Here is a 14,202-nt window from a genome sequence, read left to right as displayed (position 1 = left end):
ATGTTCTCCTCACGCGCCGCCACCCTCGAGCCCGCGCGCGATGGTCTCTGCCGTCACGCGCAGCAGATCGAGATAGGTCGGCACGGGCCCGTCCTCTTCGCTCAGCGAGTCGACGTAAAGCACGCCGCCGAACTCTGCGCCGGTTTCTCGCGCGACCTGCTCGGCGGGTTTGTTGCTCACGGTGCTTTCGCAAAAGACCACCGGGATATTGTTCTCGCGCACCCCGTCGATCACCGCCCGGACCTGTTTCGGCGTGCCGACCTGATCGGCATTCATCGGCCAGAGATAGAGCTCTTTCATGCCGAAATCCCGCGCCAGATAGCTGAACGCGCCTTCGCAGCTCACCAGCCAGCGGCGCTCTTCGGGGATCGCGGCGATGCGCGCGCGCAAGGGCTCGATCGCGGCGCGGAGCTCGGCCTTGTAGGCCTCGGCATTGGCGCGAAAGCTCTCCGCATGGGCCGGGTCCGCCGCGCTCAGCGCGGCCGCGATGTTGTCCACGTAGATCTCGGCGCTGCTCAGCCCCATCCAGGCATGAGGGTTCGGCTTGCCCTCATACGCGCCCTCGCTGATCGGGATCGGATCGATCCCCTCGCTCACCGTGACCGAAGGCACATCGCCGAGATTGCGCAGGAACTGCTCGAACCAGAGCTCGAGATTGAGCCCGTTGCGAAGCACCAGATCGGCGTCGCTCGCGCCGACGATGTCGCGCGGCGTGGGCTGATAGCCGTGGATCTCGGCGCCGGGCTTGGTGATCGAGACGACCTCCGCCGCATCGCCCGCCACATTGGCCGCGATATCGGCCAGAACGGTGAAGCTGGTGGCAACCTTGAGCTTGCCCTCCGCAACGGCCGCACCGCCCGCACATGCAAGCATCGCCATCGCCACACCCAAAAGACGCAAACTCTTCATTGGCCACACTTTCATTTCAGCTTTCACCTCTAGGTGCGACTCGTTCTCAACAAAGTCAAGGCGCGGCCCCGAGATCGGCAGGCGCAAAATGAAAAACCCGGCACCGAGATGCCGGGTTGCTCTTCACTGTGGCGGGCAAGGCCCCTTGGGCTCAGTTCAGCGCCGCATCGGTGATCTCGTGGGTCCAGGCGCCTTCGGGCTTGGAGGTGATCACCGGATCGGCCCCGGAGCTCAGCAGCACATCGACCGTGCGGTCGAAATCGGCCGGGTCAAGCGCCCCGTTGGAGCCGGCTGTGAGCTTGGCAACCTCGCTCATCATCCGCTTCTGGTGCGCCTCGGTCTGGGCGCCGGTGTCGTCGTAGTCGAGCACGATCTCGGCCGCCGCATCGGGGTTCTCCTCGGCGTATTTCCAGCCCTTCATCGAGGCCCGCACAAAGCGCGTCAGCTTGTCGACCATCTCCGGATCAGCGAGGTTTTCTTCGGTCGTGTAGAGCCCGTCCTCAAGCGTCGAGATCCCTTGATCCTCATACTTGAAGACCACCAGATCATCCTCGGTGAGCCCTGCGTCGATCACCTGCCAATACTCGTTGTAGGTCATCGTCGTGGCGCATTCGACCTGCTTTTGCAGCAGCGGATCGACGTTGAAGTTGATCTTCTGGATCGTCACGCCGCCCTCGGAGCCGTCGGTCGCGTAGCCGAGCTTGGACATCCAGGAATAGAGCGGCAGCTCGTTGCCGAAGAACCATGTCCCGAGCGTGTGGCCGGGGAAATCCTCGGGGCTCTCGATGCCGTGTTCCTTCAGGCAGGTCAGCATCAAGCCGGAGGATTTGAACGGCTGGGCAATGTTGACAATGGGCGCGCCGTTTTCGCGCGCGGCGAGTGCGGACGGCAGCCAATCGACCATCACATCCGCCGCGCCACCGAGCAGCACCTGCACCGGCGCGATATCCGGCCCGCCGGGTTTGATCGTCACGTTGAGGTCTTCGTCCTCGTAGAACCCTTCTTCGAGGGCGACGTAGTAGCCCGCGAACTGCGCCTGCGTGACCCATTTGAGCTGCAGCGTCAGATCATCTGCCGCCCATGCGGATGTGCCCATGGCTGCCAGTGCGGCGGCGCTGAGGGTTTTGGCGAAAGTCTTCATATTGGTCTCCCGTGTTGACCGGGCTCGAGGGCCCTTTTTGATTAACCGCGTTGCGAGGGGTGCCAGAAGGTCACCATGCGCTCCAGAAGCGCGACCCCGCCGTAAAACATCGAGCCCACCACCGCGGCCACGACAATCTCGGCCCAAACGAGCTCGAGTTCCAGCAAGCCGATGCTGGTTGAGATTCGAAAGCCCATCCCGAGCACCGGCGAGCCGAAAAATTCGGCAACGATCGCGCCGATGAGCGCGAGCGTGGTGGTTATCTTGAGCCCGTTGAAGATGAAGGGCATGGCCGCGGGCAGGCGCAGTTTGAAGAGCGTCTGCCAGTAGCCGGCCGAGTAGGTCTTCATCAGGTCGCGCTGCATCGCCTCGGTGGCCTTGAGCCCCTCGACCGTGTTCACCAGCATCGGGAAGAAGATCATGATGACGACCACCGCCGCCTTTGATTCCCATCCGAAGTTGAACCACATGACCATGATCGGCGCGACGCCGACGATGGGCAGGGCCGCCACGAAATTGCCGACCGGCAGGAGGCCGCGCTGGAGGAAGGGCGAGCGGTCGATGGCGATGGCCGTGAGTACCGCCGCGCCGCAGCCGATGAGGTAGCCCGAGAGCGCGCCCTTGAAGACGGTCTGAACCAGATCCGCCCAGAGAATATCCGGGCTTGCCGCCATCCGCGCGGCGATGGCGCTCGGGGCGGGCAGGATGACCGACGGGATGTTGTAGAGCCTGACGGCCATCTCCCACAGGACGAGGAGTGTGGCGCCAAACAAAACAGGCGCTGCGAGACGCGTAATGGACATGTCATAGCTGGCAATCCAAGCGTTCACCCACCACGCACCCAGCCAAACCGCAACGATCATTCCCAGTGAAGGATCGATCCACCCTGCGCTGACCACGCAAGCGATTGGCAAGAATATTCCGTCCATACGGAGAAGCATGTCCGCAGTACGACCGTACTTCAAATCACGGTAAGACATGGCAAGCTCCAGACCGCTCAAATTGCCGCAACATATTCTTCATCGCGCCATCCCCATCCGTGTGAGCGTCCGCCGCTGGATCACGCCGACGATCCCCACGAGCACCGCCGCAAGCGCCGCCGCCGCGAAGAGCGCCGCCCAGATCTGGGCCGTCTGGCCATAGTAGCTCCCGGCCAGAAGACGTGCGCCCAAGCCCCCTTGCTGGACCGGCAGCTCACCCACGATGGCGCCGACCAGAGACGCCGCGATGGCGACCTTCAGCGAGGCGAAGAAATAGGGCATCGAGGCGGGCAGCCGGAGCTTCCAGAACGCCTGCCCCCCGCTGGCGCTATAGGTCCGAAGCAAGTCAAGCTGCATCGCGTCAGGGCTGCGCAGCCCCTTCACCATGCCGACGACCACGGGGAAAAACGACAGATAGGCCGAGATGATCGCCTTGGGCAGCAGCCCTGAAATCCCGATGGAATTGAGCACGACGATGATCATCGGCGCGATGGCGAGGATCGGAATGGTCTGGCTCGCGATGGCCCAGGGCATGACACTCATGTCCATCGCCCGGTTGTAGACGATCCCGACCGCCAGCAGTACCCCGGCGCCCGTGCCGATGGCAAAGCCCAGAAGCGTCGCCGACAGCGTCAGCCAGCCGTGGTAGACAAGGCTCCGATTCGAGAGCGATCCACTCCGCACCAGCCCGCGCCGCCCTTGCGTCTCCTCGACCCAGGTGCTCTGCCAAAGTTCGACGGCCACCTGATGCGGCGCCGGCAGTTTGGGCCGATCCTGCGAGAGCGTCTGACTCACCATCTCGCCAAAGCTCAGCTCGACGCCGGCCCGCGCCGCCTGATCCTTGGACCACGCCGCATTGAGCCCCACCGCGCCCGCGTACCAGATCACGACAATCGCCGCGACGACCGTGAGGATAGGCCCGAGATTACGCATTCCGCCGTCTCCACATCACCACCGCGGCACCGGTGGCGATGAGCGCCCCGAGGCCGAACAGGCGTATCGCCAAGACCCCATCGGAGCAATTTGCCGTGTATTCCCATTCCGTTGCCGGCATTTCATGGCATCCGCGAAACCGGAAATCGCTCAAGGCGCCGTATGCGATGAGGCCCAGCAGGGCCGCGACAACGGCACTGAGGATGGCGAGAAACGCGCTCATGCCTCATGCCCCGCGCGCAGCCCCTCGCGCACCCGGTGCGCCACCTCAATGAACTCCTTGCTGTCGCGAATGTCGAGCGGCCGTTCCTTCGGCAGCGGGCTCTCGATCACATCCGTGATCCGCCCCGGACGCGGGCTCATGACGACGATCTTGGTCGAGAGGTACACCGCCTCCGGAATCGAATGGGTCACGAACCCGATGGTCTTGCCCGTCCGCGCCCAAAGCGCCAGAAGCTGCTCGTTGAGGTGATCGCGCACGATCTCGTCAAGCGCACCAAACGGCTCGTCCATCAGCAGGATATCCGCGTCAAAGGCCAGCGCCCGCGCGATCGAGGCCCGCTGCTGCATGCCGCCCGAAAGCTGCCAGGGATATTTCTTCTCGAAGCCGGCAAGATCGACCAGTTCCAGCACGCGCGCGACCCGCTCCGCCTGCGCCGCCTTGTCATAGCCCATGATCTCCAGCGGAAGGCGGATATTACCGCCGATCGTCCGCCAGGGATACAAGCCCGCCGCCTGGAACACATAGCCATAGGCCCGCGCCCGCCGCGCCTCGTCCGGGCTCATCCCGTTGACCGTCAGCGTCCCGCCCGTCGGCGTCTCCAGCGCGGCGATACAGCGCAAAAACGTCGTCTTGCCGCAGCCCGACGGCCCGATGAATGAGACGAATTCGCCCTTGCCAATCTCCAGATCCACGCCCTTCAACGCATGGACCGGCCCGTCGTTCGTCTCGAAGGTGAGGTCCACGCCCGAGGCCGCGACCACCGTCTCGCCCATCTGCGTCATCGGCTCACCCGTCACGTCTCTCAGCGCCCCCAAGCTTACACCCCGCTCGCCGGAATGCCCGACCGTTCCACCTTGCGCGGCGCGGTGAGCTCTTTCCATGTCGAGAGCGCCTTGGCGACCGGCGTGCTCGGCTCGCGCTTGACGAACTCGCCATGCCCCTCCTGCCCCTTGAACGCCCCGTCCTCGACGGCCACGCGCCCACGGGTCAGCGTATAGCGCGGCAGGCCCTTGACCTTTTTGCCTTCAAAGACGTTGTAATCGATCTCCGACTGCTGGTTCTCGGCGCTGATGACCTTCTCCTTCTCCGGATCCCACACCACGAGATCGGCATCCGCCCCGACAAGAACGGCGCCCTTCTTCGGGTAACAATTCAGGATCTTGGCGATATTGGTCGAGGTCACGGCCACGAACTCGTTCGGCGTGAGCCGCCCGGTCCCGACCCCATAGGTCCAGAGCATCGGCATCCGGTCCTCCAGCCCGCCGGTCCCGTTGGGGATCTTGGTGAAATCGCCCACGCCATAGCGCTTCTGCTCGGTCGTGAAGGCGCAGTGATCGGTGGCCACCACGGAGAGAGACCCGCTCTGGAGCCCCGCCCAAAGGCTGTCTTGATGCTGCTTGTTGCGGAACGGCGGCGACATGACGCGCCGCGCCGCGTGATCCCAATCGGGATGCGCATATTCGCTGTCATCAAGCGTCAAATGCTGGATCAGCGGCTCGCCATAGACCCGCTTGCCCTGCATCCGCGCCCGCCGAATCGCCTCATGCGCCTCCTCGCAAGACGTATGCACCACGTAAAGCGGCACCCCCGCCATGTCGGCGATCATGATCGCCCGGTTCGTGGCCTCCCCCTCGACCTGCGGCGGGCGGGAAAACGCATGCGCCTCCGGCCCGTCATTGCCCTCTTCCATCAACTTGCGCTGCAGCTCGGCCACAACATCGCCATTCTCCGCATGGACCAGCGGCAAAGCCCCCAACTCCGCGCAGCGCTTGAACGAGGCATACATCTCATCGTCATTGACCATGAGCGCGCCCTTGTAGGCCATGAAATGCTTGAACGTGTTGATCCCGCGCTCGCGCACGACGGTCTCCATCTCGTCGAACACCTGCTCGCTCCACCAGGTGATCGCCATGTGAAACGAGTAATCGCAATGCGCCCGCGTCGACTTGTTGTCCCACATCTGCAGCGCATCGAGGAGCCCCTGCTCCGGCGAAGGCAGCGCGAAATCCACAACCATCGTCGTCCCGCCTGAGAGAGCCGCCCGCGTTCCACTCTCGAAATCGTCGCTGGAATAGGTCCCCATGAACGGCATCTCCAGATGCGTATGCGGATCGATCCCGCCCGGCATCACAAAACAGCCGCTCGCATCCAGCACCTCGTCGCCCAAAAGCCCCTGACCGATCTCGACGATCTTCCCGCCTTCGACAAGAACATCCGCCTTGTAGGTCAGATCAGCGGTTACGATGGTTCCGTTTTTTATGATTGTAGACATTCTATCGCACTCCTATCGCCTTGGCGGCGTCTTGGGCAATTTCAGCGATCGGCTTGCAGGTTTCTGCGTCGCTCTCCCAAAGTGAGTTTCCGGTCCAAGCGTCCCCGCTCGAAGCGTAGCTCCTTTGATAGTTCCTCTCATAGAGATCGGTGATTTTCTGCACGTCGGCGTCAACAGACCTGCCGATCTGGGCTAGGTTCTTGGCGCTCTGGCTTTCTCGAATTGCAATGGAAACGTAGTAAAGGGCGTCTCCGTATTCCTTGTAACCATCGTACTCTTCCTGACCCATCCCGGATCCAGCCCATTGCAGGATCGACGAGTAGAATGCCGCGCACCGGGTGTACGCATAAGACGTCTCCGGGTTGCCCGACAGGATGTCATCCAGCGGCCTCAGTTCCGATTGCGCCGATCCACCCGATGCGGCAACGCACAATGATATGACAATCATCGGTCTCGAATATGCGCCTTCAAAGCTCAGCGTTTTTCTAGTTTGGCGAGTGCTGAATCGCCGAAAACTCCGCGGTAACATCCGTGCCTCCCCTGATCACTGTGCTCATCTTCCGCTCCCAGCCGACGGGGCCCCCGCCCCTCTTCTTCTCTTGTCAAATACTCCGGGGGTCCGGGGGCAGCGCCCCCGGTCCGGCGCTACTCCACAATCTCCGCCGTCTCCAGAACCGCATGCATCAACACATCCGCCCCGGCCGCAGCCCATTCTTTCGAAATCTCTTCCGCCTCATTGTGCGACAGCCCGTCCACGCAAGGGCACATCACCATCGCCGTCGGCGCCAGGTCATTGATCCAGCAGGCATCGTGCCCCGCGCCCGAAACGATATCCATGTGCGAATACCCCAGCCGCTCGGCCGCATCCCGCACCGCCGCGACGCAGCCTTCGTCAAACGCGGGCGGATCGAATTGGCCGACGATTTCGGTCTCCAGCGTGACCCCGATCTCCTCGCAGAGCCCGGGCGCCTTTGCGTGGAACTCTTCCATCATCGCATCGATCACCTCTTGAAGGTGGCTGCGGAAATCGATGGTGAAGACGACCTTGCCGGGAATGATGTTGCGCGAATTCGGGTACACGTCGATATGCCCGATGGCGCCCACCGCGTTCGGCTGATGTTTCATCGCGATCTCGTGGACCAGCTCGGTGATCCGCGCCAGACCCCTCCCCGCGTTGAGCCGCATGTGCATGGGAGTCGAGCCGGTGTGGCTTTCCTTGCCGGTGACGGTGCATTGCACCCAGCGCAGGCCCTGCCCATGAGTCACGACGCCGATATCCTTGCCCTCGGCCTCAAGGATCGGCCCTTGTTCGATGTGAAGCTCAAAGAGCGCGTGCATCTTGCGCGCGCCGACCTCTTCGTCGCCCTTCCAGCCGATCCGCTCCAGCTCATCGCCGAACCGTTTGCCCGCCGAATCGACGCGATCGTAAGCCCAGTCGAGCTCGTGTTTCCCGGCAAAGACGCCCGAGGCCAGCATCGCGGGGGCAAAGCGCGTGCCCTCCTCGTTGGTCCAGTTCACGACGACGATCGGATGCCTGGTCTTGATCCCGAGATCATTCATCGTCCGGACAAGCTCCAGCCCGCCGAGCACACCAAGGACCCCGTCGTATTTCCCGCCCGTAGGCTGGGTGTCGAGGTGCGAGCCCACGTAAACGGGAAGCGCGTCCGGGTCCGTTCCGGCCCGCGTGGCGAACATGTTGCCGATCTGGTCGAGCCCCATCTCGCAGCCCGCCGCCTCGCACCACTTCTGGAAAAGCGCCCGGCCTTCGGCATCCGCGTCGGTCAGGGTCTGGCGGTTGTTGCCCCCCGCGACACCGGGTCCGATCTTGGCCATTTCCATCAGGCTGTCCCAGAGCCGATCGGGATCGATGCGTAGATTCTCACCAGCTGCGGCCATGGTCGTCCCCTCTTTGCCGTTCCGCCGCATCGGAGCTTGCCAGCCCGCGACGCATTTTTTACCATTTGGTCAAGGCACGATTGCAACGCGTCCCGCCCCTGTCAAGGAAGCCGATTGGTTCAGCCCGGGTCTCGTGTGTCATTTGTCAACCCGACTGCCTCAAAAGGCAGCACTCCGAAGGCAGGCATGGACGACGCGACCCAACCCAAACTCAGCCGCATCCAGCAACGCAACCGCACCCGGATCACCGACGCGGCGCTGGAGATCTTTTCCCAACACGGGTTTCGCGGCGCGACGCTCGATCAGATCGCGGGAGAGGCGGGGCTCTCCAAGCCCAACCTGCTCTACTATTTCGACAGCAAGGAGGCGATCCACGTCGATGTTCTCAATCGGCTGATGGAAACCTGGCTCGCGCCGCTGGAAGCCATCGATCCGCAAGGCGAGCCGCGCGAGGAGCTTTTGCGCTACATCCGGCGCAAGCTGGAGATGGCGTTCGAGTTTCCCCGCGAGAGCCGGCTCTTTGCCAACGAGATCGTCCAGGGCGCGCCGCGCATGGGGCCGCATCTGGAGACCGGGCTGAAACCGCTCTTCGAGGAAAAGGCCGCGCTGATCCAAAGCTGGATCGACGCCGGGCGCCTGCCGCCGCTCGACCCGCGCCACCTGATCCTGTCGATCTGGGCCACGACCCAGCACTACGCCGATTTCGAAGCCCAGACCCGCGTGCTTCTGGAAGGGAGCGACGTGCAGCAAAGCGCCTGGGCCCATCTCGAAGCGCTCTACGCACGGATGCTCAGCTGCTGAAATTTTGCGCGCGCGCTCCAGGCGCGCCGCGGCAGACCGCCGGCCCCGACGATTTTATTGACCAAAGGTTAATTTCTTGAAGGGCTCACCGGCAAGGCGTTTCAGGTTTCGGTTTTTAAAAACACACCCTTTTGGAGGAGACCTCATGACCCTGCACAGGGCCGCAACGGCGATTGCCATGACCATTCTATGCGCGGGCGCGGCAGATGCCGCCACCGTTCAGCAAACCCAGACGATCCTCAATTCGCAGCAGGCCATAAGAGCCTCCAACAATCCCTTCGTCCTGACCTTCAGCGGCCTCGCGCCCGCCGCCTCTTCAGGCACACTGACCATATTCGGCCGCGGCGATCTCAACGCGGATGCCGAATATATCAATGCCTCGGTGGATGCGACAAGCTTCGGAAGGATCAGGCCGACGACAAGCGAATTTTCGGTGACATACACAATCACCCAATCCGACTTGAACGGCTTCCTGGCCGATGGCTCGCTGATTGTGACCCTGAACCTCAGCCCTGGCGTGGATCTGGTCTCGTCGACCAACAGACTGTCTGCGACTCTGGACTATGAGGACACATCCGTCGTTCCCTTGCCTGCCAGCGCGGCCTTTGCGCTGACGGGTTTGGCGGGGCTGGGTCTTGCGGGCCGGCGTCGCCGGAAACGCGCGGCGCTCTAATTCGCCGGTTGTAAGCCGCTGGCCGGGACAGGGGCAGATGCGGATCATCCGTCCACGCGAATGCGCGTGTTGGTGGGGTCATGCGGGCTGTCTTCGACGACCTCCGCATCCCAAAGCGCGTCGAACATCTTGACCTTGAGCTTCGTGCCCGGCACCGCCAGATCGGGGCGGACGTAGCCCATGCCGATGCTCTTGCCGAAGACCACCGAATAGCCGCCCGAGGTCAGCCGGCCCACCCGGGTCTCGCCATCATAGAGCGCCTCGCGGCCCCAGGGATCCGCGTCCGCAGGCCCATCAACCAGCAAGGTCACGCATTTCGCCCGCACGCCCGTCGCCTCCATTGCGGCCTTGCCGTGGAACGCCTTGGAGAGATCGACAAAGCGCGGCAGGTCGGCTTCCAGCGGCGTCGCATCCCGGCCCAACTCATTGCCGAAGGCGCGGTAGCTTTTCTCCTGCCGGAGCCAGTTCTGCGCCCGCGCGCCCACAAGCTTGAGGCCATGCGCCTCGCCCGCCTCCATGAGCTGATCAAAGAGGTGGGTCTGCATCTCGATCGGGTGGTGCAACTCCCACCCCAGCTCGCCGGTATAGGCCACGCGCACCGCGCGCACCGGCACCATGCCAAGCTCGATGTCCCGCACCGAGAGCCATGGGAAGCGCTTGTTCGACAGGGCCGTCTCCGGCTCGGCATCCTGCACCAGCGCCGCCAGCACATCGCGCGATTTCGGCCCGGCGATGGCAAAGACGCCCCACTTGGTGGTCACGTCCTCCGCATTGATCCGCCCGAACTCGGGCTCCTTGTCGGAGATCGCCTTGTAGAGAAAGTCCTGATCATAGGCCGACCAGGCGCCGGCGGAGATGAGCGTGTAGTCATCCTCGCCCGTGCGGATGATGGTGTACTCGGTCCGCACCGTGCCCGCGCGTGTGAGCGCGTAGGTCAGGTTGATCCGCCCGACCTTGGGCAGCTTGTTGCAGGTGAACCAGTCGAGGAACCCGGTCGCGCCGGGGCCGCTGATCCGGTGTTTGGTGAAGGCCGTGGCGTCGATCAGGCCCACGCCCTCGCGGATCGCTTTCGCCTCCTCGACCGCATGCGGCCACCACGCCCCGCGCCGGAAGCTCCAGGACTGTGCGTCGTCAAGCCCCTCGGGCGCGAAATAGTTGGGCCGCTCCCAGCCGTTGACCTGCCCGAACTGCGCGCCACGCGCTTTCTGGCGATCATAGGCGGGCGAGGTCCGCAGGGGCCGCGCGGCGGGGCGCTCCTCGTCGGGGTAGTGCAGCTTCAGCAGGTAGCTGTAGGTTTCCTCGTTCTTTGCGCGCGCGTATTCCGAGGTCATCCAGTCGCCGTAGCGCTTGGGATCGAGCGAGGCCATGTCGATCTCGGCCTCGCCCTCCACCATGCATTGCGCGAGGTAATAGCCCGCCCCGCCCGCCGCGGTGATCCCGAAGGAGAACCCCTCGGCGAGCCACATGTTGCGCAGGCCCGGTGCGGGGCCCAGCAGCGGGTTGCCATCGGGCGTGTAACAGATCGGGCCGTTGAAATCGTCCTTGAGCCCCACCTCCTCGGTCGAGGGGATGCGATGGATCAACTCCATGTATTCCTGTTCGATCCGCTCCAGATCGAGCGGGAAGAGATCGGCGCGGAAACTGTCCGGCACGTTGTAGCGGAACCGCGCGGGCGCCCCGTCCTCATAGGGCCCGAGGATCCAGCCGCCCCGCTCCTCACGCACGTACCAGCGCGCATCCACATCGCGCAGCACCGGGTGCTCGGGGTTGTCCTTGCGCCACGCGACCAGCGCCGGGTCGGGCTCGGTCACGATGAACTGGTGCTCCACCGGCACGGCGGGCGTCTTGATGCCCAGAAGCCGCGCGGTGCGCTGCGCGTGGTTGCCCGTCGCGGTGACGACGTGCTCGGCCTCGATCACGATCTTCTCGTCGGTGGGAACGAGGTTGCCGCCCTTCTCGGTCATCTTGGTGGCGGAGACGTTCCAATGCGACCCGGTCCATTCATACCCGTCCACCTGCCATTTCCGCTCGATCAAGACGCCGCGTTGCCGCGCGCCCTTGGCCATCGCCATGGTCACATCGGCGGGGTTTATGTAGCCATCGGTCGGGTGATAGATCGCGCCGACGAGGTCTTCGGTCCGCACCAACGGCCAGCGCGCCTTGATCTGCGTCGGGGTCATCCACTCGTAGGGCACATCGACGTTCTCGGCGGTGGCGGCGTAAAGCTGATACTCCTCCATCCGCGCCTGGCTTCGCGCCATGCGCAGGTTGCCCACCACCGAGAACCCGGGGTTCAGCCCGGTCTCTTCCTCAAGCGTCTTGTAGAACTTGATCGAGTAGTCGTGGATATGCGTGGAGGCATAGGACATGTTGAAATAGGGCAGAAGGCCCGCCGCGTGCCATGTGCTGCCGCTGGTGAGCTCGTCGCGCTCCAGCAGCATGACGTCATCCCACCCGGCCCGGGCCAGATGATAGGCGACCGAGGTCCCGACCACCCCGCCGCCCACAACGAGCGCTCTGACTTGCGTTTTCATGGCGATCTCCCAACAGGCATTCCACCTTCCTGTTTTAGCGCATGCGGCGAAATCCGCAGGCCTCTTCCGACAGGTTTGCCCATGAAACCGACCGCGCAATGGAGTTGTGGCCCCCGGCGGGGCGCAGTATCACTCAGGCGGTGAGCCGTGGAGGGGCGATGCAAATCTGTAGGACAATCGGCGAAATCCGCGGCGAGGTTGCGGCGTATCGGGCCGGTGGCGACCGGATCGCGCTCGTCCCCACGATGGGGTTCCTGCATGACGGGCACATGGCGCTGGTGGAGCGCGCGCGCGCCGAGGGCGGCCGCGTCGTGGTGTGGATCTTCGTGAACCCGACCCAGTTCGAGAACCCCGACGATCTCGATGCCTACCCGCGCGATCTGGAGCGCGATCTGGCGATGCTGCGCGACGCCGGGGTCGATGCGGTCTTCACCCCCGAGGCGCGCGAGATCTATCCCGAGGGCGCGGAGACCATCGTCGAGACGACGCGCATGGCCAACATGCTCCATGGCGAGGTTCGGCCGGGGCATTACCGCGGGGTGACGACCGTGGTCGCAAAGTTCTTCAACATCATCGCCCCCGATTGCGCGGTCTTCGGCGAGAAGGATTATCAGCAGCTCCAGATCATCCGCCGGATGGTCCGGGATCTGCACATGCCCGTAGAGATCATCGGCGTGCCCACGGTGCGCGAGGCCGACGGGCTGGCGCTCTCGTCGCGCAACGTCCGGCTGAGCCCGGCGGATCGCACCGCGGCGGCGGTCCTTTCGACCGCCCTTGACCGCGCCGAGGCGCTCGCCGCATCAGGCACGACCGTGGCCGCCCTGCGCCAGGACATCGAGGTCGTGATCGCCTCCGAGCCCCGCGCGACGCTCACCGGGCTCGACATCGTCCGCGCCGAAACCCTCGCCGACATCTCCGGCCCGCTCGACGGGCCCACCGCCATCATGCTCTCCGTCCAGTTCGGAGAGGTCCTGCTGATCGACCAGCGCGTCGTCGGCCCCGGGAAGGAGTAGCCATGTCCAGCCAGAAGAAAATCCGCCGCACCACCGTGCCCCAGATTGCCGTGCGCAAGGGCGGGGAGCCGATCGTCTCGCTCACCTCCTACCACGCCCACACCGCGGCGATCGTCGACAAATATGCCGATTTCATCCTCGTGGGCGACAGTCTCGGCATGGTCATGCACGGCATGGACAGCACCGTCGGCGTGCCGCTCGACCTGATGATCATGCATGGCCGCGCGGTGGTGCGGGGCACGCAAAAGGCGCTCATCGTCGTGGACATGCCCTTCGGCAGCTATGAGGAAAGCCCCGGCGTCGCCTTCCGCAACGCGGCCAAGGTGATGAAGGAAACCGGCTGCGGCGCGATCAAGATCGAGGGCGGCAAGCGCATGGCCGAAACGATCCGCTTCCTCACCGAACGCGGCATCCCGGTGATGGCCCATATCGGCCTCACGCCGCAATCGAGCCACGTGATGGGCGGCTTCAAGACCCAAGGCCGCGAGGAAGACAGCTGGCCCGCGCATATCGAGGATGCGGTCGCGGTGGCCGAAGCGGGGGCGTTTTCCGTGGTGGTCGAGGGGGTCGTCGAGGGGCTCGCCGATCAGATCACCGCCGCGGTGGACATCCCCACCATCGGCATCGGCGCGTCGAAGAATTGCGACGGCCAGATCCTCGTGCTCGAAGACATGCTCGGCCTCAATGAATGGACACCGAAATTCGTCAAGGTCTATGGCGATCTCGGCCCCTCCATCGAAAAGGCCGTCAGCGACTACGCCGAAGAGGTGCGCGAGCGCACCTTCCCCGGGCCGGATCAGGTCTACCGCTGAGCCCCGCCCACTCGC

14 protein-coding genes are annotated in these 14,202 nt (G+C 64.1%); 4 read left to right on the top strand and 10 right to left on the bottom strand.

Going from position 1 to position 14,202, the window contains the following annotated elements:
* Positions 1-9: 9 nt before the first annotated feature.
* The 9 genes from BM353_RS13610 to BM353_RS13570 all read right to left on the bottom strand — a co-directional run bounded on the left by BM353_RS13610 (position 10) and on the right by BM353_RS13570 (position 8,354).
* Positions 10-909: a metal ABC transporter substrate-binding protein gene (locus BM353_RS13610; protein WP_143104171.1), complete on the bottom strand. Its 900-nt coding sequence runs from the start codon at positions 907-909 to the stop codon at positions 10-12.
* 151 nt (positions 910-1,060) lie between these two features.
* On the bottom strand, positions 1,061-2,050 hold the full coding sequence (locus BM353_RS13605) for an ABC transporter substrate-binding protein (RefSeq protein ID WP_092081808.1): 990 nt from the start codon (positions 2,048-2,050) through the stop codon (positions 1,061-1,063).
* A 41-nt stretch (positions 2,051-2,091) separates the two neighbouring features.
* Positions 2,092-2,913 (bottom strand): ABC transporter permease, encoded by an 822-nt coding sequence (locus BM353_RS13600; RefSeq protein WP_092081806.1) that lies wholly within the window; start codon positions 2,911-2,913, stop codon positions 2,092-2,094.
* Between the two features lie 156 nt (positions 2,914-3,069).
* Positions 3,070-3,963, bottom strand: a complete 894-nt coding sequence (locus BM353_RS13595) for an ABC transporter permease (protein WP_092081804.1) — start codon at positions 3,961-3,963, stop codon at positions 3,070-3,072.
* Positions 3,956-4,186, bottom strand: coding sequence for a hypothetical protein (locus BM353_RS13590; RefSeq protein WP_092081802.1), 231 nt, complete (start codon positions 4,184-4,186; stop codon positions 3,956-3,958). Before BM353_RS13590 ends, BM353_RS13595 begins: the two co-directional genes overlap by 8 nt.
* Positions 4,183-4,959, bottom strand: coding sequence for an ABC transporter ATP-binding protein (locus tag BM353_RS13585; RefSeq protein WP_425439422.1), 777 nt, complete (start codon positions 4,957-4,959; stop codon positions 4,183-4,185). Before BM353_RS13585 ends, BM353_RS13590 begins: the two co-directional genes overlap by 4 nt.
* A 44-nt stretch (positions 4,960-5,003) precedes the next feature.
* Positions 5,004-6,458, bottom strand: coding sequence for a dihydropyrimidinase (hydA, locus tag BM353_RS13580; RefSeq protein ID WP_092081798.1), 1,455 nt, complete (start codon positions 6,456-6,458; stop codon positions 5,004-5,006).
* A 1-nt stretch (position 6,459) separates the two neighbouring features.
* Positions 6,460-6,906, bottom strand: a complete 447-nt coding sequence (locus BM353_RS13575) for a hypothetical protein (RefSeq protein ID WP_092081796.1) — start codon at positions 6,904-6,906, stop codon at positions 6,460-6,462.
* Between the two features lie 197 nt (positions 6,907-7,103).
* Entirely contained in the window at positions 7,104-8,354 is a 1,251-nt protein-coding gene (locus BM353_RS13570) for a Zn-dependent hydrolase (RefSeq protein WP_092081893.1), read from the bottom strand.
* A 186-nt stretch (positions 8,355-8,540) separates the two neighbouring features.
* Here BM353_RS13570 and BM353_RS13565 point away from each other — a divergent pair, with 186 nt between their 5' ends.
* Positions 8,541-9,155: a TetR family transcriptional regulator C-terminal domain-containing protein gene (locus BM353_RS13565; protein WP_092081795.1), complete on the top strand. Its 615-nt coding sequence runs from the start codon at positions 8,541-8,543 to the stop codon at positions 9,153-9,155.
* A gap of 145 nt (positions 9,156-9,300) precedes the next feature.
* A complete protein-coding gene (locus BM353_RS13560; RefSeq protein ID WP_143104170.1) occupies positions 9,301-9,828 on the top strand; it encodes a hypothetical protein in 528 nt (175 codons plus the stop codon).
* A gap of 44 nt (positions 9,829-9,872) precedes the next feature.
* Here BM353_RS13560 and BM353_RS13555 read toward each other — a convergent pair whose 3' ends face one another.
* The gene (locus BM353_RS13555) at positions 9,873-12,362 is read right to left on the bottom strand and encodes a GcvT family protein (RefSeq protein ID WP_092081792.1); all 2,490 of its coding nucleotides are present in this window, start codon (positions 12,360-12,362) and stop codon (positions 9,873-9,875) included.
* A 158-nt stretch (positions 12,363-12,520) separates the two neighbouring features.
* On the opposite strand from BM353_RS13555, the gene panC reads away from it, so the two are divergent.
* Both panC and panB read left to right on the top strand, forming a co-directional pair.
* Complete coding sequence (gene panC, locus BM353_RS13550; RefSeq protein ID WP_092081791.1) at positions 12,521-13,375, top strand: pantoate--beta-alanine ligase; 855 nt, start codon at positions 12,521-12,523, stop codon at positions 13,373-13,375.
* Positions 13,376-13,377: 2 nt separating this feature from the next.
* Positions 13,378-14,187, top strand: a complete 810-nt coding sequence (gene panB, locus BM353_RS13545; RefSeq protein WP_092081789.1) for a 3-methyl-2-oxobutanoate hydroxymethyltransferase — start codon at positions 13,378-13,380, stop codon at positions 14,185-14,187.
* Positions 14,188-14,202 lie beyond the last annotated feature (15 nt).

It is taken from the genome of Poseidonocella sedimentorum, from assembly GCF_900116005.1.
Classification (GTDB): Bacteria; Pseudomonadota; Alphaproteobacteria; order Rhodobacterales; family Rhodobacteraceae; genus Poseidonocella; species Poseidonocella sedimentorum.
Note: the sequence above shows the minus strand (reverse complement) of the source record. Positions and strands in the feature narration are given on the sequence as shown.